This window comes from Pseudoalteromonas rubra (genome assembly GCF_000238295.3).
Taxonomy (GTDB): Bacteria; Pseudomonadota; Gammaproteobacteria; order Enterobacterales; family Alteromonadaceae; genus Pseudoalteromonas; species Pseudoalteromonas rubra.
In genome coordinates, this window is sequence record NZ_AHCD03000026.1 from 388,369 (window position 1) to 411,650 (window position 23,282).

The window sequence follows — 23,282 nt, forward strand, 5'->3', positions numbered from 1 at the left end:
ATCCATGCATGCTGGTCAATTATCCGAACCCACCCAAACGCACCAACTTGGCGAGTTCCGGCCCGAGCAGGACTGTTTATTTGTTTCCGGACAGTCATGCCTGATAAGTCGTGGTATGGCCAAGCGTTTTACCTTAGCCATTAATGATACCAAGGCACTGGCCAGTCAGCTGCAACAACAATTAGATGCGCACGCAGCCAGCCACCAGGATCATGCCATCGCCTTCGGAGTGATACCGTTTTGTAAGCAGCAGCAGGCTCAGTTTATCATCCCGGAGCAGGTCAGCACGCTGGATAAACAACTCTTCGCACAGTGTCTGAGTGCACAGCATACGAGTGCCCAGACACCGAATCGCTTACAGTCCGTGCACTACAAACAAGATCGGGCACACTTTGAGCAAACCGTGCGCGATGCCAAAGCCTTATTTGCCGACGGTGAGCTGGATAAAATCGTACTCAGTAAGCAGGTTGAATTACAGTTTGAGCAGCCACTGGATCAGGTTGGCGTACTCGCTCAATTACTGGCACAAAGCCCCAGTGGTTATCACTTTTCGATCCCCAGCCAGTTGCATGATGCAGATACTGAGCAAGAAGCTGGGGTATTAATGGGCGTCAGCCCTGAGCTATTGCTGCGCAAATCTGACGGACAAATTTTTAGCAACCCGCTGGCCGGTTCAATCCCTCGGGATCCTTGCCCCAGCGTCGAAGCACAGCGCCGCTCCACTCTGTTCGCATCGAAAAAAGACCGTTACGAACATGCTGTGGTTTTGCAGGACATGGCACAGATCCTCGGCCCACTGTGTACCCAATTGCATATACCCGAGCAACCCGATCTGCTTAGCACAGCCACCATGTGGCATCTATCAACGGTGATAGAAGGCACACTCACAACCCCACAGCAGCCCGCAATCGCGCTGGCCAACCGCCTCCACCCCACGCCGGCACTGTGTGGTAAACCTACTGCACTGGCGTACCAGCACATCGACACGCTGGAAGGTCACGGCCGCGGCTTATTCTCAGGGATCGTTGGCTGGTGTGACAACCAGGGCAATGGTGAATGGGTGGTGGTGATCCGCTGTGGATATCTGCAAGCCAATCTGGCGACCTTGTTTGCCGGTGCCGGTATTGTGGCTGCCTCTGACCCCAGTTCAGAGTGGCTGGAAACCGAGGCCAAATTAAACACTATGCTGAACGCGCTGGACGTACGGCATGCCTATCACTTAGCAACGAAACACACACTATGAGTATTGAATATACCCCATGGCCCGAAGAGCTGGCCGCCCACTACCGCGCCCAGGGCTACTGGCAGGATAAACCGCTTACCAGTATTCTAGACGACCAACTGGTGCACAATGGACAAGGCATTGCCGTGGCGGATGCCAACCGGCAACTGAGCTATCAGCAACTCGATGAATATAGCACCAACCTCGCTGCCCACATGGCCAGTCAGGGGTTGCAACCAGGCGATACCGCGCTGGTTCAGCTGCCCAACTGTGTGGAGTTTTATATCAGTTACTTTGCACTGCTTAAGCTTGGCGTGGCACCTGTTTGTGCGCTGTTTAACCACCAGCGCACTGAGTTACAAAGTTATTGTGAGATCCTGCAACCTAAGCTGCTGCTGGTTTCGTCCGCTCAGTCTTTGTTTGCAGACGAATCATTCTCTCAGGAGCTATACAATCGCTTTGCCTGTATCAAACACATCATGGTTGATCACAGCAAGGGCAACAGCGAGCTGAAGCAAGCGTATTTACAACCACGCAGCTTCCGTGCACCAAAGCTCAATCCAGAAGATGTGGCCTTTTTCCAGCTCTCTGGCGGCAGCACCGGCACCCCAAAACTGATCCCGCGCACCCACAACGATTATCTGTACTCTGTTGTTGCCAGCCGGGATATTTGTCAGTTACATGGCGATACCCGTTATTTATGTGCCCTGCCGGCACCCCATAACTTCCCCCTCAGCTCGCCCGGCGCATTGGGCGTGTTCGCAGCTGGTGGCGCCGTGATCCTGGCCTCAGACCCCAGTCCAAGTAACTGCTTTGCCTTGATTGAACGCTTTGCCATAACCCACACCGCGCTGGTACCGCCTGCACTCCAGCTGTGGTTGCAACACGCCCCCCACAGCGACCATGACCTGAGCAGCCTGTCGCTGATCCAGGTTGGGGGTGCTAAGCTCAGCCGCACCGTGGCCGAGCAGGTCAGGCCGGTGCTGGGTGCCCAACTGCAACAAGTGTTTGGCATGGCAGAAGGTCTGGTGAACTACACCCGCCATGACGATGATGACGAGCTGGTTCTGACGACCCAGGGACGCCCCATCAGCCCGGATGATGAGATCAAAGTCGTTGACGAACACGGCCAGCCGGTCGCCCCGGGTGAAGCCGGCAGACTCATGACCCGCGGCCCGTATACCTTCCGGGGCTATTACAAATCACCTCAGCATAACGCCAGTGCATTTGATACAGAGGGGTTTTATGCCTCCGGTGATCTGGTCAGGCAACTGCCCTCTGGCCACCTGATTGTGGTCGGGCGAGATAAAGATCAGATCAACCGTGGCGGCGAGAAAATCGCGGCCGAAGAAGTGGAAAACCACCTGCTGGGCCATCAGCACATCGAGCAGGTTGCCATTGTCTCTATGCCGGATGCCACACTGGGCGAGAAAAGTTGCGCATTTGTGGTGGCCGCTGAAAAGCTCACCCCTTTGCAACTACGCAAATACCTGCGTCAGCTGGGGATCGCCGATTTCAAAGTCCCCGATAAGTTCCAGTTTGTAACCGACCTGCCCCTGACTGCGGTAGGTAAAGTCGATAAAAAAGCCCTGCGTGCCACGTTCGACGGCCAGGCCTGATTAATAAAAGAAGCAAAAACACGATGAGTATTCCTAAGCTATCCCATTATCCGTTACCCCGCGCCGCGGAGTTACCCGAAAACCGCGTTGACTGGCAGCTCGATGCAAACCGTGCCGCCCTGCTGATCCACGATGTTCAGCACTATTTTGTCGGTTACTACGGTGATAATAACCCGCTGATTGAAACCATGATCAGCCACATTCAGCGCCTCAAGCAGTTCTGTTACGACCAGGGTATTCCGGTCTATTACACCGCCCAGCCAATCAAGCAGGGCCAGCATGAACGCGGACTACTGAGCGATATGTGGGGCCCGGGCCTGCAAGACCCGGCGCAACAGCCGATTGTCGATGCACTGGCACCAGGCGAGCAGGATGTAGTCCTGACCAAGTGGCGCTACAGTGCCTTTCAGAAGTGCGACTTTGAAGCGCAACTGCGTGAGCGCAACCGTGACCAGCTGATGATAGTCGGCATCTATGGTCATATCGGGGTGATGACCACCGCGGTAGACGCCTTTATGCGGGACATTCAGCCGTTTGTGATTGCCGATGCGATTGCCGACTTCAGCCGCGATGAGCACCTGATGGCACTGAACTTTGTGGCTGGGCGCTGCGGTAAAGTGGCGACGGTTGCCGAAATCCTGGGAGAAGAAACGCAGGACATCACCACACTGGAAGGCCTCAAAGCGCATATCCTGCCACTGATTGATTGTGAAGATGATGAATTTGATGAGCATGAAAGCCTCATCGATTATGGTCTGGACTCTGTGCAGGTGATGAACCTCATCGCGCTGTGGCAGCAACAAGGCATAGAAACCAACTTCATCGAACTGGCTCAGATCCCGACACTGGCGGCCTGGGTTGAGTTGCTCGAAGAGCGTAAGGAGGACTGATGTCCAGCGCGTTGCCATTAACCGACTCGCAACAGGCGATGTGGCTGCTGCACACCATCAGCGGCCGGGGAACACTGTTCAACGTCGCCGAATGTATAGAGTTTCAGGGTCAGATCTCCGCAACCATGTTACAACAGGCCCTTGCCCACGTGTGGCAAAGCAGTGATTGTCTGGCAGGCCGGTTTGTCCATGACGCCAGTTTTGTGCCTCAGCTTAGCCCGAATAAAGATGTGCCACAGATCCACATTCAAACCCAGGACACCCAACCAGAAGACGTTCAGGCTTTTGCCAATGACTTTGTTGCACCAGCGATGGCACAAAGTTTTTCATTGCCCGATGAAGCCTTGCTAAAACTGACGCTGGTACGCACGCCAGAGCAAGATCTGCTGTTTATTGTGGGTCACCATCTGTTGCTAGATGGCTATGGGTTTGGCTTATTTACTCAGGCATTGAATCGCAGTTATAACGCATTACAAAAAGGCCGGGCTCTGCCGAATTTACGCTTTGGCACGCAGGCTCAGTTATTGGCATGGCAACGCAGCGAAACCTACCTGGCGCGCCAGCAAGTGGCGAAAGCCACCCTGATCTCCTGGCTTGAGAACACCCCGCCAGCAAAAAGCTTTAGCACCAGTGAGGCCGATGTGACGGAGGCTAACCGCCGCCAAAGTGCGACTTTAAGCCGTGCAGACTGGCATACTATTCAGTCGGCTGCTTCCTTATGTCAGGCGGGCCACGCCGAGTTGCTAATCGCCGCCGTGTGCGCTGCACTGGTCGCCAAATCGGGGCAGTACCATGTCACCCTGGGCATGATCATGATGAACCGCCAGCACCAGGTGGAGCTCAGTACGCCCTGTGTGCAGAGCAACGTAATGCCACTGCCACTGGAATTGGATGCTGAGATGACCCTCAGTCAGTGCTGCCGGGTGATCAACCAGGGGATCAAATCCCTCAAGACACTGCAGACCTTCCGGGTGGAAGACCTCAAACGTGAACGCAACAAGCAAGGCCTGAGCCCACATGTGTATGGCCCAACAGTGAACCTGTTGCCGTTTTCCAGCAACCCTAAATACGGGGCAGTGTCGTGCCAGTCGCATATTCTCAGCGCCGGTGCCACCGACGACATTATGTTGCAATGGCACTTGCTGCAGGACCAACCTGCTAAGCTGGATACCGACGCCAACGTCGCCCGCTATACAGACTCTGAGCAGCAGCAAGTACAAAAGCAGATCTTCGCCGCAGCCCGCAGCTGGTCAGCACAACCGAATCGCACACTCAACTCGGTCATCAATGAACTCACCGCTGGAGCTGGATATGTCGTTTGATGCCAGACTGCAACAGGAATATCACGAGCAGATCGTGTGGATCAGTGGCGTCGGCCAGGGTATCGGCCTGGCCGCCGCACAGCGTTTTCATGCACTGGGTGCCAAAGTGATTGGTTTTGATCGCCAGTTTAGCGATCTCAGTGTGCTGCATCGTGCCGTGGAATGTGACCTAAGTGCACCGGAGCTGCTCGCGCAACAGCTGGACAAACTGGTCGCGGAGGGACTTGTCCCATACAACCTGATCAATGTCGCCGGGGTGCTGGAGTTGGGCGACCTGGAGCAATTGACGCTGGCTCAGTGGCAGCACTGTCAAACCGTCAACAGCACTGCAGTGTTTACTTTTTTACGCGCCTGCACGCCGCATTTTAAACAGCAAGGTAAAGGCGCAGTGGTCACTGTTGGTTCCAACGCTGCTGATACCCCACGCCAGCAAATGGCAGCCTATTGCGCCTCCAAAGCTGCGGTGACACAGCTGACGCTCACAGCCGGGCTGGAGCTGGCCAACTTTGGTGTGCGTTGTAATGTGATAGCACCAGGTTCGACGCTGACACCAATGCAGACTGGCATGTGGCAAGATGAAAAGGGTGCACAACGAGTGATTGATGGCTTTGCAGCGCAGTATAAGCTGGGGATCCCGTTACAGAAGCTGGCCACTGCAGAAGAAATTGCCGACAGTATCGTGTTTGTGGCATCCAGCCTGTCTTCTCATACCACCTTACAGGTGATCACCCTAGATGGTGGCGCGACGTTTTAACGTCACGCCCTCATTCAAACGATTAAGTTAACGCTTCCAGCTGCTCAACCTGCGCATCCATCAGCCGCTGCGGATCAAGGCAGAACGCCTGGATCACCAACTGGTAAATATGTGCCAGATCAGCAATATCCTGCACATCTGCTGATTCGTTGACCTGATGGATATTGTCGTTCCTGAGGCCAAACTCAATCACCTGAGTATGACTGGAGGCAATAAACCGCCCATCAGACGTACCACCGTCTGTGGTCAACACAGGCACCTGATCCACCACCGCCTCAATGGCATTGCAGATCAAGGCGACGAATTCATCCGCCTGATTAAAATAGGGTGCGCAAGGACGTTGCCACTCAATGTCGTAATTTAAATCCAGATCCAGCAAAATATCGTCGATCATGCGCTTTAACTCCGCCTCATTAAAGCGGCTGCTGTAACGAAAATTAAAGCAGACATCACACGCGCCTGGCACCACATTGTCAACAAACTCACCACTGTTGAGCTGCGTCACCTGAAACGTGGTGCCCGGCATCTGCGCCGTGCCTTTATCCCATTCCAGCGCCAACAAGCGCTGCAATAATCGCGCGGTGTGATGGGTGGCATTATCACAGTTATGCGGATAGGCCACATGGCCCTGACGGCCATAGACCCGAATATGCGCAGACAAAGATCCACGACGACCAATTTTGAGCACATCACCCAACGTCTTGCGGCTTGAGGGCTCACCAACCAGGCAGTAATCTGGCAGATGATCAACCCCTTGCTGCTTAAGGTAGCTCATCAGTGCGACGGTGCCATGCTCTGCCTCTCCTTCTTCATCACAGGTGATCAAAAACATCAGGCTGCCACGTGTACACTGCGCCAGGATCGACTCAACGGCGGCAATAAAACAGGCAATCGCGCCTTTCATATCCGCAACACCACGGCCATAAAGTCGACCATCCTGAATATTGGCTGCAAAGGGTGGGCTTTGCCACAATTCCATCGGACCTGGCGGTACCACATCCAGGTGTCCAGCAAAAGCCAGTGTTTCACCCGGGCCAAATACCCGTTTAGCCACCAGATTACGGACCCCCTGACGCGTCACTTCATGACAGTCAAACCCCAGCGACTGCAACTTGCGAACTAAAAAGCAAAAGCTGCCGGCATCGTCCGGGGTAATGGATTTATAACGCACCAGTTTCTGAGTCAGTGCAATGGCCTGTTCACTCAATATCGCACAGCGTTTCAGAGCCGTTCCGGCAACTTGCATATCGCTTTACCCATTCATTCTTAGTTATTGAAATTGTGGACAAAAGTAAAACCTTTGCCCCAGTTGATTAGCTAGACGAGTTGGTGGGTAAAAAATTCATATTAATCGTTGGGTTTTTGCTCTGGATCAAGGCGTTTTTTTTCTCTGTGGTTTGTTGTGATTTCCCCCGACTCAAGCCTAAAGAAACCCCCGCTGCCTTCGTCCTTAAGGGCAAGAAACACTATTTCACGCAGCTATGCGTGTGGTTAAGGTAATCAAAGGCAAAACAATGAAACTATACGACGTGATTGGGATTGGATTTGGTCCCGCCAACCTGGCCCTGGCAATCGCCCTTCAGGAGCAAAACAAACTGAGCGATCGAGTCTGCTTTATCGAAAAGCAACAGGATTTTCTTTGGCATGGCGGCATGTTGCTGGACAACACCACGATGCAGATCTCCTTCTTAAAGGATCTGGTCTCGCTGCGTAACCCTACCAGTCACTTTAGTTTTATTAACTACCTGCACCACAACAAGCGCCTCGACAACTTTATCAACCTGAAAACCTTCTACCCGTCAAGACACGAATTTAACGATTACCTTGGCTGGGCAGCCAGTCATTTCCGTGATCACTGTCATTTTGGTGAGCAGGTATGTGGCGTAGAGCCGGTGTTACTGGACGGTCAGGTTGATCACCTTAAAGTGATCAGCCGCGACAATGAAGGACAGCAAAGTGTTCGCCTGACCAAGCACCTGGTGGTCAGTGTGGGTGGCTCGGCGAAAGTGCCAGCCCCGTTTAGCGCACTTCAGGATGCCGATAACGTCTGGCACTCATCACAGTATCTGCATAACAAAGATAAAGTAAAAGACGGTGATCGCGTCGCCGTGATCGGAGCCGGCCAAAGTGGCGCCGAGATCTTCGCTGATCTGGCTGCGATGACCGAGCAACCAGCTGTGGATATGATCATGCGCGCTGGTGCGATGAAGCCGGCCGATTCCAGCCCGTTTGTGAACGAGATCTTTGATCCCAGCTTTACTGACGTGGTGTTCAGCAAGTCATCTGAACAAAAAGATCGTTACTTCAATGAATTCCGCAGCACCAACTATTCAGTAGTGGATGAGCCGCTGATCGACCACATTTACGCCAGCCTCTATCAACAGAAGCTTAACGGCACAGATCGACTGGCTATTCGCAACCGCACCAGTGTCAATGGCGCCAGCATCAATGCCCAGGGCAAAGTGGTACTGGAACTGGAAAGTGTCCATGGTGTCAGCCAGGTTGAGTACGATCAGCTGGTGCTGGCCACAGGCTACCAGTACCCAAGCCGCTCACCTTTGCTTGAGCAAGTGAGCGAGTGGTTGCAACCTAACATCACGCGCCAATATCAGCTCGAAACCAGCGACCAGTTCAAGCCCAAGATCTTCACTCAGGGTGTGAATGAGCAAACCCACGGGATCAGCGACTCGCTGCTGTCTATTCTGGCAGTGCGCTCTGCAGAGATTGTCGACGCGCTCGAGCTATAATCTCCCTGCAAACGGGCTTCCACTGCGAAGCCCGTGTTGCTTTTCCCCATCCTCTACCACGCCTGTTGCACTGCTTCCCTTTTTTGATATTCGCGTTGCCTGTCAGACATAAAAAAACCGCTATACAGCGGCTTTTAGCGATCTGCGGGAGGGTTAGTCCCGCTGAGTGAGTTTGGCTATCAGGTCGGTCTGAACCGCTGCAGCACGAATGATCTGCTGGTGATCATCCTCTGTATGGCTCGCCGTCACTGTGCTGCCCAGCATGGTTTGATAGGCCGCTGTCGCAGCAGGCTCAGCATCCGCTGACCACCAGGCGTGCGCCCGTTCAGCCACGCCGTCCAGCGCATAGTCCGGCTGACGCTCTGTCGGCTCCATCCGAGCCAGTCGATACAGCTCATACCCATCGGATAGCAATTTGCAAAGCTCCTGCGCAGGCAGCAGTAGTAACTCTTCGTTGAACAGTTCAGCAAAGCGAGTACGATGTGCCACCAGCCAGGTTGCCAGTGTATCGGCATCCTTCAGGTCTTGCTGTAAGGCGACAGTGAGCTCAGCCACAAACGTCTGATGCAATACCGTGTCGACCGGCTGGACAGCCCCACCAATCCACTCCAGCGCCCAGTCTGACCAACTCAGCTGCGTGGCGGCAAAGTCACTACACGGGTTCCAACTGTCCACCAGATATACCTGACGGACAGTTCGTCCCTGTGCTTTTAGCGTACGAGCCACCAACACTGCCAGTGCGCCACCCAGTGACCAGCCCATCAGATGGAAAGTCCCGTGCGGCTGCGCCACCATCAGCAGCTCAGCGTAATGCTCGGCCAGCGCCGTCAGGCCGTTGATGTCTGACAGGTTCGCCGCCGGGGCGACCCCGACACAGTTAAACTGACCCGTCAGTTGCTCGGCCAGCGGGCGGTATGGTGCAGTCAGGCCATTGCCTTCATGGAAGCAATACAAGGTATCGGCATTGTCCGTGTGTGGGTTCAACGGCTGCAACACGGAATTATCAGCGTTTTGCATAGTCGCCACCAGCGCCGCCAAATCACTCGCCTGCCACAGTTGCTTGAGCGCCAGCGGTTGTTCGCTGCGTTGCTGCCACAGGCTGATCACTTTCAGCCCGGAAATGGAGTCACCACCCAGTGCGAAGAAATTATCCCGACGCCCGACCTGTGCCACACCCAGCACACTTTGCCAAATCTGTGCCATCAAAGCTTCGCTTTGATTGTGTGGCGCCACATAACTGACTTCACTCTGTAGCTCGGCCTTCGGCAGCGCCTTACGGTCTATTTTACCGTTGCTGTTCAGCGGCAAGTCGCTGAGTGTCATGATCACCGCAGGCACCATATAATCCGGCAAACTGGCCGCCAGCATGGCTTTGAGTGCAACTTCATCCGGCTGCTTGTCCTGATGGCCACTGACATAGGCCACCAGGCGCTTACCACTGGGCGTATCATCTGCCACCACCACAGCCTGGCGTACTTCCGGGCGCTTGCGCAGCAGGGTTTCAATTTCACCCAGCTCAATCCTGAAACCGCGAATTTTCACCTGATGATCTGTACGGCCCAGATATTCCATCAGCCCCTGCTCGTTCCAGCGCACTAAATCGCCGGTACGATATAGGCGACTGCCATCGTTGGCAAATGGATTGGCCACAAAGCGCTCGGCGGTTAGGTCAGGACGATTCAGGTAGCCCCTTGCCAGACCGATCTCTTCGGCCAGATATAATTCACCCACCTGTCCTGGCAACACCAGATTAAGATGGCTGTCGAGCAGCCAGGCCTGACGCTGGCCAACCAGCTCACCGATGGGTGCATAGACCGCATCAAACTCACTGCCAGGCAAAGCTTTCCAGGTCAGTGGCGTGACCACCGTTTCTGTCGGGCCATAACCATTGATGAAGAAGTCGGGTTGCAGCACACGCTGAGCCAGCTCAAAAGTGGCCTGCGGCATGGCATCGCCACCAAAACAATATACCCGGACCGGCGGCGGGTTGCCCACCTGCTCAACATGGGCCGCCAGTTCTCGCAGGAACACCGGCGGGAATACAGCAATAGACACCTGCTGCTGATGCAGATTCTGATAGGTTTCGTGTAAGTCCCACTGGCGCTCAGGGCGGATCACCACAGCCGCACCATGAGTCAGTACGGTCAACCAGCGCTCATGTGCACCGTCAAAACAGAACGACATAAAGATCAGTTCGCGATCACTTGGACGCATTTCATAACGTCGACCAATGCCACGACAATGTGCCGCGATAGCAGCCCGGCTGACCAGCACCCCTTTAGGGTTACCCGTCGACCCCGAGGTGTATATCAGATATGCCCCCTGCGCCGGACATACCGCTGGCTGCTGCCATTGTTCGCTCAGTTTAATGTCAGCAAACGGGTGCAAAGTGGCAGAATCGGCAATGTCGTCGAGGCTGTTATCACTGACCAGGATATGGCTCATCTGACTGTCCTTGATCATATAGGCCAGACGTTCCTGCGGATAACTCAGATCCATCGGCACATACACCGCCCCGGCTTTGAGAATGGCCAGAAATGCCAGTGGTAAATCAATGCCTCGCGCCAGCGCCACACCGACGCGTTGCTCAGGCTGGACGCCCTGTTCGCGCAGATAGTGTGCCAGCTGACTGGATTTGTCCGCCAAGGCTTTATAGCTATAGCTGCGACCATCACAGATCACCGCGTCAGCATCTGGCGTTAGCTCTGCCAGGCGGTTGATCGTTGACACCACATCCTGATATTGCGTTGCTCCAGGTTGAGGCACTTCACCGCCTAGTAAATAAATGGGCTCAACAGCCCCCGGATGCAGCGGCGTGATGGACTCACCAAAGCCCAGCGTCTGCAATGCCTGTTGCTGTGTCTCACTGACCAGTGAAAACTCAGACAAACGCGCTTGTGGTGTCTGCAACATAGCCAGGATCAGTGTTTTGTACTGTTCCGCCAGTGCTTTTACATCCGCTTCGGCCAGCTCGCTTCCCTGATAGCTGAAGTGCAGTCGCAAGGTGTCTTCCTGAATAAAACTGATGGTCAGCGGGAAGTTAGTTTCTTCACGGTCTTCCAGTACTTCAAAACGCGTCTGGCGTGCTTCCTGTTGCAGCATCGCCTCATCAATTGGGTAATTTTCGAATACTAACAGGGTATCGAAGAGGCCTTCTCGACTGAGTTCCAGTGACTGTGCTGCCAGCTTCTGAATTTCATACAAGGGCGTGAATTCATGCTCACGCACCGCCAACGCCGTTGTTTGCTGGGTGTGTAGCCACTCATTCAGCGACTGGGCAGGGTCCACCGATGTGACCATAGGCACCGTATTGATGAACATGCCCTGGATGGCGTCATGACCGGCCAAATCGTTCGGACGGCCTGAAGTCGTAGCACCGAAGCACACGGTGTCGCGGCCCAGGTAACGACTGAGCAGCAGCGCCCAGGCGCCCTGCACTAAGGTATTTTGGGTGATACGAAGATCCTGACAGAATGCCACCAACTGCGTAAATTCAGCCTCTGACAGGCTCACATCAAAGCCACCGAACTGTCCATGCTGAGGCTTGGTTAGGGTGCCGCTCAGGTAACTGGGTTCATGCAATGGCGCCAGTTGTTGCTGCCAGAAAGCACGATTCTGCGCCTCATCCAGTTGCGCCAGGTAACCGATATAATCGCCGTACTGACCCGCCACCGGTGGCAATGTTTGCCCTTCGTAAGCCATCAGTACCTCGCCCAGCATGGCGGCGCGGCTCCAGCCATCAGTCAAAATATGGTGCATGGTCCAGATCAAAGCATGGCGGCCATCTGAGAGCGCGATGATACGCATTCTGCTTAATCCAGGGTCGTTTTGCAGATCAAACCCACGACACGATTCCTGTCTGGCAAATGCTTTCAGTGCCGCCTCAGAGACGGCCTGATCACGCCAATCCAGCGTCTGCCAGTCAAGCTCGGTTGAGCTGGCGACATATTGCAACGACATACCATCGACATCGACAAATCCGGTACGCAATGCATCATGACGTTCAATGACCTGCTGCCAGGCGGCTTTGAAGCGTGCCACATCCAGACCCGTGACCATAAAGCAGCTCTGGTTAATATAGGTTTCGCCCCCCTGATAGAGGCTCTGAAATAGCATGCCCTGCTGCATTGGCGAGAGCGGATACACGTTACTGATGTGCTCATGTGCCAGCGGCAGCTTGTCTATTTGTGTCTGCGTCAGTCCACTCAGGGGCAGATCGGAAGGCGTCAGGGTGGCACGCGTGTCACCACAGTGGCCAATCAACTCAGTAAGAGCCTGCTTGAGATGCGCGGCAAATTGAGCCACCGCATGCGCTGGCAGGCGTGCAGGCACATAGCGGATCCGCAGTTGCAACTGTCCGCCCAGTACCTGACCAAGAATAGACAGCTCGGTATCCATCACATATTCAGGGTCCAGGGTCATACCGCTGTTTTCAGCAGCCGGGCGCCAGTTGCCGGCTTGATCTGCGGCACTATCGAGCTGCCCCAGATAATTAAACTCGATCTCGCCCAGTCCCTGTGTATCCAAGATGGTCTGCTGCTCAGCAGAACCAAAATAGCGAAATGCACCATAGCCAATGCCTTTGTTTGGTATCGCCCGCAACTGTTCTTTGTTGTGTTTGATAGTCTCGGCCAGCGTATCGTGACGTGTCAGAGTCACCGGGAACAGGCTGGTAAACCAGCCCACGGTACGACTCAGGTCAACCTGTTCACGCCAGGGTTCACGACCATGCCCTTCGAGATTAATGGTGTGCACGTCCTGCCGGGTCCAGCGGTATAAAGCCTCACTCAGCGCACTGAGCAGTAAATCGTTGACCTGAGTGCGATAAGCCTGGCCTGACTCAGTCAAAAGCGCCTGAGTCAGTGCAGGGTCCAGCATGACCTCGACCTGCTCAACATCTTTATACAGGCGGCTGCCGGCAGGGTTTAACTCAGGCAGTATAGTGGGCGTTGTCGCCTGTTGCTGCCACCAGTCGAATTCCCCGGCGTGTTGCGCCGGATAACTTTGTAACTGTTTTGCCCAGAATTGCACGCTGTGGGTCTTGGCCCCCAATTCTGCCTCTGGGTGTTGCCACAGCGTAGTGAAATCCTCAAGTAATACACGCCAGGACACCCCATCCACGGCAAGGTGGTGGATCACCAGCAACAGACGAGCGCTGCCATCATCCAGACGTAAATGAACGGCGCGCAGCAAGGGACCATCTTGCAGATTGAGACTGCGCTGCGCCTGCTCTGCGATAAGCGTGATCTCATCCACGCTGGCATCGCGATACCACAAACATTGTTGCGCCATGGTCGAGTCAAAATCACGATAGCGCTGATGCCACTGACCCGCTTCGTCCTGCTGATAACGCAAACGCAGCGCATCATGATGACGCAATAACGACGCTAACTGTGTCAACAGAGTTTGCTGTGTGATCGGGGCATCCAGCTCCAGCATTACCGACTGGTTCCAGTGTGCCTGGTTGCTCATAGTGCGCGCAAAAAAGGCCTGCTGAATAGGCAATAAGGCAACCTCGCCGGATACCTGTTGCTGTGCCTGCGCGTCGCCTTCAATGCGAGTCATCAGTGGCGCCAGCTTAGCAATGGTCTGATGGGTAAAGATTTGCTTAGCACTCAGGGCATACCCTTGCTGTCGCAGTCGGGCAATGATCTGTAAGCTCAGGATAGAGTCGCCGCCCAGCGCAAAGAAGTTATCCTCGCGACCAACCGACGCCAAATTCAGCAACTGCTGCCAAATGTTTGCCAATAACACTTCCTGTGGCCCCTGCGGTGGCAAGGCATCAGCGCGCTGACTGCTTTGTGGTTGCGGTAAAGCACGACGATCAATTTTACCATTGTGGGTCAAAGGCATGCGTTCCAGCACCATAATCACACTGGGCACCATATAATCAGGCAATTGCTCGGCCAGTGACGCGCTCAGCACGTCGGCCTGTGGCGTTTGTTCAGCACGGCCACTGACGTAGGCTACGAGGCGCGTGGAGCCCAGCGACTCATCGGCCACCACAATGGCTTTTTCCACTTCTTCGTGAGCCAGCAAGCGCGCTTCTATCTCCCCGGCTTCAACCCGATAACCACGGATCTTTAACTGATGATCACAGCGGCCCATATATTCAAGCTGACCCTGTGCATTCCAGCGCACCAAATCGCCAGTGCGATACAAGCGTGAGCCATCGTCAGCAAACGGGTTTGCTACAAAGCGCTCGGCCGTCAGGCCCGGTTGTGCCAGATAACCTCGCGCCATTTCCACCCCGCTGAGGTACAGCTCACCGGTCATGCCGTAGGGCAGCATATTGAGGCTGTCATCGAGAATGACCATACCGCGCTGACCAATGGGCTGACCCAGTGGCACATACCCGCCTTGCAGCTCACTGCCCTGCACCTGAGTCCAGGCCAGCGGCGTGATCACCGTTTCTGACGGACCATAAGCATTGACAAACTGAGTCTGCGGCAATCTTGTCATTAGCGTCTGACAGTGCTGAGCTGACCAGGCCTCACCACCCACAATACACAAACGCAGTTGCGCGGGTAAGGTGTCAAACTGTTGAATATACGCCGGCGTGAAGCCCGCCACGGTAATGCGCTGCGCCGTAATAAAGTCGTTCAACTCCTGCTCGCTGAGCAGTTTAAATTCATCCAGCACCACAGTGGCACCAACCAGCAGCGGCCCCCATAGCTGTTCAATGGACGCATCAAAGCCAAATGATACCGAAATGGCACAGCGATCTTCTGCCTGGTATTGATACAAAGACTGCACCGCCGCACAGTGGCTCAACAACGCCTGATCTGAGACCGCCACGCCTTTGGGCGTCCCGGTCGAACCAGAGGTGTAGATAACATAAGCCAGCTGCTGCGGATGACGCGACTGAGGCGGTGCACTTACGCTGTAATGCGCGCAGAGACTGCTTTGATACACCAGCGCCGCCGGGTAGACCGAACTCAGGGCATAGCCCACACAAACAGTCAGGCTGCACTGCCCCGCGATGGTTCCAACCCGCTCTAATGGCAATTGCGCATCCACAGGGACATAACAGCCACCGGCTTTAAGTACCGCCAGGAACGCCACAACCGTATCGATATGACGGGAGAACACCACCGCAACACGCGATTCATGGCCGACGCCCTGCTCTCGCAGATACTGAGCAAACTGGTTAGCGCGTGATTCCAGCTCAGCATAACTCAGGGATTGCCCATCAAAACTCAATGCTTCTTTATCTGGAGTACGCTGCGCCTGCTGCTGGATTTGCGTTGCAATGTCAGCAACGGGAAGGCTCTGTGCCTGATATAGAGCTTGTGCAGGCGTCAGACGATCCTGTTCCGCCTGTGGCAAAACGTTTAACCCGCCGACAGGCTGCTGTAAATCGGTCTGCATAGCCGTCAGTACGTACTGCAAACCAGACAACAGGGCATCAATCCGGGCTGCACTGAATTTGTTCACCACATAATCCAGCGCCAGTTCCAGGGTGCCATCTTCACGTTCCAAAGAGTTCAATACCAGGTCAAACTGTGCCACCCCAGTGGGCGCTTCCCCTTCTTGTGCACTCAGACCAGCAAACTGACGTAATGCGCCATCTTCGAGGCGCTGGTGGTTAAACAACACCTGAAACAGTGGCGATGCGCCCAGATCGCGCTCCAGCGATAAGTGGTCGAGCAGCTTTTCAAATGGCAGGTCCTGGTGCGCCTGCGCGCCGCGCAGTGCTTCATTAACCTGCGTCATGACATTGCCCAGCGCCAGCTCCGCAGAGATCTGCGCATCTATCACTAAGGTATTAATAAAGAAACCAACGATATCCTGCGTGCCGCTGTGATGACGGTTGGCCACTGGCATACCAACACGGATTGTCCGCTGACCACTGTACTTGTGCAGCAGCACCTGCCAGGCCGTCATCAGGACATTAAATAGGGTTACGCCCTGCAAAGCGGCAAAGTCGCTCAGCGTCTGACGCTGCGCACTGGACAAACGTACCGAACGCGTCTGGTTGCGCTGACTGTCATCCTCACTATTCAAATCCGCCGGCAGTGCCAGCGGGGTGTGCTCATCACCCAGTCGAGCCTGCCAGTAAGCCAGTTGTTTTTGCTCTTCACCAGCGGCCAGCCAGTCACGCTGCCAGGCGGCAAAGTCACTGTATCGCAATGCCTGCGGTACAAGGTTCAGGGTTTCACCCGCACATGCTGCTTCGTAGGCCCGCACAAAGTCGGCCACAATCAGTTTCAGCGACCAGCCGTCGGAAATAATATGGTGCATCACCACCACCAGCTCATGTTGCTGTGCGGCATCGGCAATCACGCCCACCCGCAATAATGGTCCCTGAGTCAAATCAAACGGTGTCGATACCAGCTGTTGCTTAAACTCAGCGCGGGCGACGTCAGATTCAGGTATCTGATAGCGAATATCACACTCGCCCTCTGATAGCACCTGAGTACACACTGTGCCCGCGTCATCCTCAACAAATACGGTGCGCAGCGCTTCATGCTGAGCAAGCAGATGGTCAAAGGCATATTGCAGCGCACTGGTATTCAGCTCACCACTCAGATGCAGCGAACCAGAAATGTGATAGGCGCTGCTGCCGGGGTCCAGTTTCCACAGGAACCATTGCCGCTCTTGCGCAAACGATAATCCCGAATACGTACTTTCCTGACGCGCAATCTCCACCACACTTGTCACATCCGTCAGGCTGTTGGCCAGGGCCTCAAGCGTGGGGGCATTCAGAACACTCTGAATATCCACGGCCAGCTGACGCTTTTTACTCAGCGCAATGACTTTCAGAGCACTGATGGAATCGCCGCCCAGCGCAAAAAAGTTATCCAGTCTGCCAACCTGCTCAACACCCAGTACGGTTTGCCAGATCTCAGCCAGCTGCTGTTGCTGCGGTGTTTGCGGTGCAAGGTACGCCACACTCTGTTGTGCATCAGGCGCCGGCAGGGCCTTGCGGTCAATTTTACCATTACTGTTCAGCGGCAGCGTGGCCAGCACCATAATCACAGCAGGCACCATATAGTCCGGCAAGCTGTCAGCCAGCGCCAGTTTCAGCTCCTGACCGTCCAGAGTCGTGTCTGAGATGGCCGACACATAAGCCACCAGACGCTGAGATGCACCGCTACCAGCGGCCACTACGACGGCTTCACGTACTCCGTCGATGGCGTACAGTGCGGCTTCGATTTCGCCCAGCTCAATCCGAAAACCACGAATTTTAACCTGATGGTCAATCCGGCCCAGGTAATCCAGCTGACCTGCTCCATTCCAGCATACTAAGTCGCCACTGCGATACATACGGCTGCCATCGTCCATAAACGGGTCGGCAACAAAGCGCTCTGCACTGAGATCTGGACGGTTCATATATCCCCGAGCCAGACCGTCACCGGCAATGTACAGCTCGCCCGCCACGCCCTGAGGGCACAGGTTCAGCGCCTGATCCAACACGTATAAACGGATCCCCGCAATTGACGCTCCAATAGGTACCGGCAAGGCTGGATCGCCATGACAGGTAAAGTGACTGACGTCCACCGCCGCTTCGGTCGGACCATACAAATTATAGAGTTTGGCCTGTGGCAGTTTAGTGAGTGCCTGCGCCTGCACTTCGCTGGGCAGCGCTTCACCACTGCACAGAATACGACGAATACTGGTAGCGGTGTGTACCTGCTCATGGCCAATAAAAGCCTGCAGCATAGAAGGTACAAAGTGTAAGGTGGTGACACCATTCTGATTAATGGTATCGAGCAGCTGGCTGCTGTCTTTGTGGGCACCCGGCTGGGCGATCACCAGTTCGGCGCCGTACATCAGCGGCCAGAAAAACTCCCACACAGACACATCAAAGCCAAATGGGGTTTTTTGCAACACCTTGTCGTCTGGGCCAATCGGATAAGCCGACTGCTGCCAGGCGATACGGTTATAGATAGCACTGTGCTGGTTACCTACCCCTTTGGGTTTGCCCGTTGAGCCTGAGGTATAAATGACATATGCCAGTTGTGTCGGGGCAATGTCATGGACAGGTAAATGTGACGGATAATCCGCCAGTGTCACCGACTGGTAGTGCACCCGCTGAACCTGCTCATCCAGGTTATCGAAGCGATGCAGAGAGTCGTCTCCGAGAAACAGTGCCAACCCACTGCTACTGGCAATATAAGCGATGCGATCTTCAGGCAATGAGGGCTCCAGAGGCACATAGGCCGCACCGGCTTTCACGACCGCCAAAATACTGATCACCATCTCCAGACTGCGCTCGAAAACCAGTGCTACTTTGTCTTCCGCGCCAATCCCGCGCTGATTTAGATAATGCGCCAGCTGGTTCGTACGCAGCTCCAACTCTTCATAGCTCAGACTCTGCCCGGCAAAACGCAATGCCACCGCCTGCGGGGTCCGTGCGCTTTGCTCACTGATCAGGCTGGTCACAGGTTGAGTGTATTCAAAGCCCTGCGGGCCTGTGCCCTGGAGCAGCAACTGTGCAACATCCTGCTGTACCAGCACTGGCTGAGTATAAACAGGTTGCTCAGGCTCGTTCAGGCAGGCTTCCAGTAAGGTCCTGAGCTGGGCCAGACACTGCAACGCAAATTCCTGGCCGTATAAATCGCTGGCGTACACCAGATTCAGGCTGGTGCCATCGCTGACATCTTCAATCACATCCAGTTGCAGATCAAAGGGCATACCAAATCGATACATCTGGGTATTGAGCAAGTTCAGATCGGCCACCTGACTGAACTGACGCTTGTCGCGACGCAGATAATTGAACATCACCTGAAAGATCGGGTGCACACCGCTCTGGCGTGCCGGTTTGAGGGCACTGACCAGCTGATCGATAGGTAAGTCCTGATTACTCTGGGCAACCCCACTCATCACCCTGTTTTTTTCCAGCAACTGCGCAAAGGTGTCCGTGTCGTCCAGCTGTAGCGGCATGACCTGAGTATTAACGAAATAGCCCACCACATTCTGGGTTTCACTGCGATGGCGATTGGCTATTGGCACGCCAACGCGGATCGTCTGGCTGCCACTGAGTCGGGCCAGTAGCACCTGCCATGCGCTCAACAAAAGCAAATAAGGGGTGATCTGATACTGACCGGCCACAGTGCTGATTTTTTGCCACAACGTCGCGGGGATCTGCTGAGTTTCAAACGCGACTTCATATGGAGGATTATGACGCTGCTGATTGTTGGCAGGTAAGCGCAGTGACTCATCGCAATCAGTCAAATGCTGCTGCCATACAGCCAGCTGTTCCTTATGCAATGCATCCAGATCCTGCTGATGCTGCCACTTGGCAAATTCCAGGAAACCTGGCACCGGCGCTGCCTCTTTGACATCTCCTGCATACAAGGACACAAACTCATTGAGCAACTGCTGCATTGAGGTGCCATCGGTAATGATATGATGCATGGTGACAATCAGGCTGGCACGCCCTGGTTCCTGCGCAATGGCGATGCGCAGCAAAGGATCGCCACACAAATCAAAAGGCTGCTCAACAAACTGACGAATTGGATCCTGGCCGTTTGTAGCAGGGCTCAGCTGGGCCACGGTGATTGTCTGATGCTGACCATCCAGCTGCCAGACTTGCTCGTCCTGTTCAACAAACCGGATCCGTAAAGCACTGTGCTTAGCCTGCAAAGCTTCGAATGCGGTCTTCACCTTGGCCACATCCAGTGTACCCTGAAAATGCAGCGCCCCGGCCAGATTATAAGAGGCGTCATGCGGCGCCAGCTTCCAGGCATACCACAAGATTTGCTGCGCGGCCGTCAACGGCACCTGCTCGCCGGGCTCAAGCTGCACCGTCAATTGACCAGATGACTCGCTGGCCTGACTGATACGCTGTTGAAGTTTTTGTTGATCCTGGGCGGAAAGAGAGGACATTGCACGGTTTCGTCTGGTGCGTCTTTGCTGTGACATTCTGGCTCCACTGCAGTCAGTTAAATTCTGATTTCAAAATATGACTGCTAGACGAATGTCAGAGGTAAAAATCCAGTGCGCGAGCAAAGATAGTATAAACCGGGTGAGTGCGGATAAATCGTGGCGTTAAAATCAGGTGCCCGTGCTCACAGACACCTGAATTCGGATCTGAATTACAAAGTGTAATTAAAGGAAATACCCACAGTCTGAGGGTCGATTAGGTCACCATACAGGTATTGGCCAGTGCCAGCATCACGCTCACCATAAATCACCCCTTCCTCGTCAAAGGCGTTGTTAATGTAAGCATTGACACGCCACTGCTCGGCAATATAGGCCGCAGAGAAGTGGAACTGTGTGTAATCACCCACCATTTGCTCTGCCTTACCACCCAGTTTGCTGTAGTAATCCCCAACGAAATTGCTGCGGGCCGTCAGCTGAATGTTATCCGTTGGCCAGTATTCCAGACCCAGACCCAGCGTCACATCCGCCGCCTTCGGCAGGTCTAACCCTTCCGATGCACGGTTTTGTTCGTTGGCTTCATCAATGGTGCTGTTCAACAGACCCAGGCTGGCCGACAACGTGAGTTCATCATTGACGGCAAAACGCACCTCTGTTTCCAGACCATAGCTGGTAACCTGACCCAGGTTGATCACTTTATAGTCACGCGCCAGGCCACTTTCCGCGATACCATTAAACTGGTAGTCCGTAAAATCATTGTAGAATACGTTGGCTGCCAGGTTCATGCGGCCATCCAGCACACTAGAGCGAGCGCCAAGCTCAAAGGTATCCACATACTCAGGCTTGAATATGTAGTTGCTCATGCTGCCCCAATGGAAATCACCACCGCCTGAACTGTAGCCCTTTCTGAAGCTGGCATTCAGTGTGGTATCTTCGGTCAGGTCGTGCAGGAACGCCACTTTTGGCAGATAAATGCGGTTATCGACATCCAGTGTAAAACCCAGCCCTGTCACAGGTCCGCCAAAGCCATTAAATACGCGATACTGGGATTCTTCTTCAACCCGACCACCGGCGATTAGACGACTGCGCTCGCCCACAGCAAAGGTAAACTCACCATAAATGGCTTTTGAGTCACTGTCATCATAGCCATCATACCAATCCTGGCGGATAAACTGCTGATCACGCTCATTGTAGTAGAAGCCGAGGTAACCAGAGACGCGCTCACCGCCATCATAAGACACTTTCGCATCATAGGTGCGACCACCGTCGGCCATGCTCACATGCCAGTAGGTTGGGTACTGCTCAAACACATAGTCGTAGTCTGAGTCTGAGATCATCAGCTCAAAATTAAATGCACTGTTTATTGTATAACGGGTGCGCAGTGACCAGCGCTCATAATCGGTGCGTTTGTCACGGGCATATGAACCAACCAGCACGCGCTCACCCGTTGCCGGATCCCGGCCGTACTCACTGGTGACTAAATGCGCGTCCAGATCCGGGCCTTCAAAGCCCCACTGACGCTCGCCCGTTTCAGCGTTATCAACATAGTGGAGCAGCATGTCCAGGCCGTTAATGCCTGCTGGTTGCCACTTCACTTTAATGTCGGTGCGAGTATTGTCATAATCTTTAGGATCAAATGGATAGCCCTGATCGTAAACAAAGTTCAGATAGGTTTCGCCCTCGATATGTTGCACACTGGTGCGCACCGCCAGTTGGTCTTCAATCAGTGGAATAGATACCACACCTGCGTATTCATATTGACTATCCTGATTGGCATAACCAATGCGCGTTGCGGCTTCCAGATCCGTCAGTGACGGCTCTTTAGTTTTGATGTAAACGATACCGCCAATGCTGTTACGGCCACTGTTAGAAGACTGAGGACCACGGAGTACTTCAATTTGCTCCACGTCCCACAAGCCCAAATCACCGCTCACTTTCGCAACGAATGGCTCAGCCACCCCGTCACGCATCATAGAAATACGCGGTTTAGCACCCGACGAAAACGAACTAAACCCATCAGCAACACCTTGCCCTTCCTGACCTCGGATTGACGGCAGGCCGCCCGTGACAATCACGTTGGCAATCCCCTGCAGCGCGTTCAGATAAGAACTGTGCTGACCGTTTTTCAGCTGCTCTTCATCAATCACAGCGATCGAAGAGGTGGTGTTTTTCAGAGAGTTTTGTTTGTTTTCTCCGTATACCACGATCTGTTCAATTGATTTCAGTTCAGCGTCATCGTCAGCCATAACGGCTTGTGAAACGGCAAGGGCGAGCGGCAGCATGGCGTATTTGAGTTTGTTCATGATTTCATCCTAGTTGTATTTCCGACAACCAGACGACGCAAAAATCAGCAAATTTAGTAAAAATAATAATTATTATCAAAAAGATAATGTAACCGTCACAAACTGGGAAATAACTTTCCCTATTCCTCACTCAGATGAACTTTCATCTCCAGCAAACAAGGACTGAATCCCGCTTTCTCATAGGCCCGTATCGCGGCCTGATTATCACTGTAAACATCCAGGTAAAAGTCACGGATCTCCTGCTGCTTACTCCAGTTCATCAGGTGTGTCATGATCGCCTGGTTCAGGCCCTGACCACGATAATCGGGATCGACATACATAAAGCCCAGATAACCATGGCGCTCATGTGCCAGCTGGGCTTTCGATACCCGATGTTGTACATAGCCAGTGGCAACTATCTTGCCGTCTTGCTCTCCGACAACGAGCAAGCTGTCAGGACAGGTAAGTAGCGCTGGCAAATCATAATACCGGGCCCCCTGTGGTTTAATGGCGTTATTAAAGGGTCGCTCAGCAGCAATCACGGCTTGCTCTAACTGACTTAAAATAGGCAGGTCTTCTGGGGTTGCGATGCGGATCTGCATGATATGTCCTGTTTA

Annotated in this window: 10 protein-coding genes; 6 read left to right on the plus strand and 4 right to left on the minus strand. The window is 54.0% G+C overall.

The annotated features are described in order from the left end of the window. Positions 1-4 precede the first annotated feature (4 nt). From PRUB_RS04365 to PRUB_RS04385, 5 genes are read left to right on the plus strand one after another with little or no spacing between them, the layout of a single operon-like run. The gene (locus PRUB_RS04365) at positions 5-1,243 is read left to right on the plus strand and encodes an isochorismate synthase (protein WP_010383841.1); all 1,239 of its coding nucleotides are present in this window, start codon (positions 5-7) and stop codon (positions 1,241-1,243) included. Beyond that, complete coding sequence (locus tag PRUB_RS04370) at positions 1,240-2,841, plus strand: (2,3-dihydroxybenzoyl)adenylate synthase (RefSeq protein ID WP_010383842.1); 1,602 nt, start codon at positions 1,240-1,242, stop codon at positions 2,839-2,841. Before PRUB_RS04365 ends, PRUB_RS04370 begins: the two co-directional genes overlap by 4 nt. A 23-nt stretch (positions 2,842-2,864) precedes the next feature. Further along, positions 2,865-3,731 carry an isochorismatase family protein gene (locus PRUB_RS04375; protein ID WP_010383843.1) on the plus strand — a complete coding sequence of 289 codons (867 nt, stop codon included), beginning with the start codon at positions 2,865-2,867 and terminating at the stop codon, positions 3,729-3,731. Then, entirely contained in the window at positions 3,731-5,053 is a 1,323-nt protein-coding gene (locus PRUB_RS04380) for a condensation domain-containing protein (RefSeq protein ID WP_010383845.1), read from the plus strand. The genes PRUB_RS04375 and PRUB_RS04380 overlap by 1 nt, the downstream gene beginning before the upstream one ends. Continuing rightward, complete coding sequence (locus PRUB_RS04385; protein WP_242065212.1) at positions 5,019-5,807, plus strand: SDR family oxidoreductase; 789 nt, start codon at positions 5,019-5,021, stop codon at positions 5,805-5,807. The genes PRUB_RS04380 and PRUB_RS04385 overlap by 35 nt, the downstream gene beginning before the upstream one ends. Before the next feature lie 22 nt (positions 5,808-5,829). On the opposite strand, the gene dapE is transcribed toward PRUB_RS04385, so the two are convergent. Then, a complete protein-coding gene (gene dapE / locus PRUB_RS04390; RefSeq protein ID WP_010383849.1) occupies positions 5,830-7,053 on the minus strand; it encodes a succinyl-diaminopimelate desuccinylase in 1,224 nt (407 codons plus the stop codon). A gap of 268 nt (positions 7,054-7,321) precedes the next feature. Between dapE and PRUB_RS04395 the strand changes: the two genes are divergently transcribed. After that, a complete protein-coding gene (locus tag PRUB_RS04395) occupies positions 7,322-8,554 on the plus strand; it encodes a lysine N(6)-hydroxylase/L-ornithine N(5)-oxygenase family protein (protein WP_040644610.1) in 1,233 nt (410 codons plus the stop codon). A 153-nt stretch (positions 8,555-8,707) separates the two neighbouring features. On the opposite strand, the gene PRUB_RS04400 is transcribed toward PRUB_RS04395, so the two are convergent. The 3 genes from PRUB_RS04400 to PRUB_RS04410 form a co-directional block, all read right to left on the minus strand. Then, positions 8,708-20,425, minus strand: coding sequence for a non-ribosomal peptide synthetase (locus PRUB_RS04400; protein ID WP_010383851.1), 11,718 nt, complete (start codon positions 20,423-20,425; stop codon positions 8,708-8,710). Between the two features lie 173 nt (positions 20,426-20,598). After that, positions 20,599-22,686, minus strand: a complete 2,088-nt coding sequence (locus PRUB_RS04405; protein ID WP_010383852.1) for a TonB-dependent receptor — start codon at positions 22,684-22,686, stop codon at positions 20,599-20,601. Positions 22,687-22,805: 119 nt separating this feature from the next. Next, positions 22,806-23,267: a GNAT family N-acetyltransferase gene (locus PRUB_RS04410; RefSeq protein ID WP_010383853.1), complete on the minus strand. Its 462-nt coding sequence runs from the start codon at positions 23,265-23,267 to the stop codon at positions 22,806-22,808. Between the last annotated feature and the right edge of the window lie 15 nt (positions 23,268-23,282).

Bases quoted from the DNA above. Each gene is read 5' to 3' on its own strand.
- PRUB_RS04365 (WP_010383841.1), top strand. From the start codon at position 5: ATGCATGCTGGTCAATTATCCGAACCCACCCAAACGCACCAACTTGGC.
- PRUB_RS04370 (WP_010383842.1), top strand. From the start codon at position 1,240: ATGAGTATTGAATATACCCCATGGCCCGAAGAGCTGGCCGCCCACTAC.
- PRUB_RS04375 (WP_010383843.1), top strand. From the start codon at position 2,865: ATGAGTATTCCTAAGCTATCCCATTATCCGTTACCCCGCGCCGCGGAG.
- PRUB_RS04380 (WP_010383845.1), top strand. From the start codon at position 3,731: ATGTCCAGCGCGTTGCCATTAACCGACTCGCAACAGGCGATGTGGCTG.
- PRUB_RS04385 (WP_242065212.1), top strand. From the start codon at position 5,019: ATGAACTCACCGCTGGAGCTGGATATGTCGTTTGATGCCAGACTGCAA.
- dapE (WP_010383849.1), bottom strand. From the start codon at position 7,053: ATGCAAGTTGCCGGAACGGCTCTGAAACGCTGTGCGATATTGAGTGAA.
- PRUB_RS04395 (WP_040644610.1), top strand. From the start codon at position 7,322: ATGAAACTATACGACGTGATTGGGATTGGATTTGGTCCCGCCAACCTG.
- PRUB_RS04400 (WP_010383851.1), bottom strand. From the start codon at position 20,425: ATGTCACAGCAAAGACGCACCAGACGAAACCGTGCAATGTCCTCTCTT.
- PRUB_RS04405 (WP_010383852.1), bottom strand. From the start codon at position 22,686: ATGAACAAACTCAAATACGCCATGCTGCCGCTCGCCCTTGCCGTTTCA.
- PRUB_RS04410 (WP_010383853.1), bottom strand. From the start codon at position 23,267: ATGCAGATCCGCATCGCAACCCCAGAAGACCTGCCTATTTTAAGTCAG.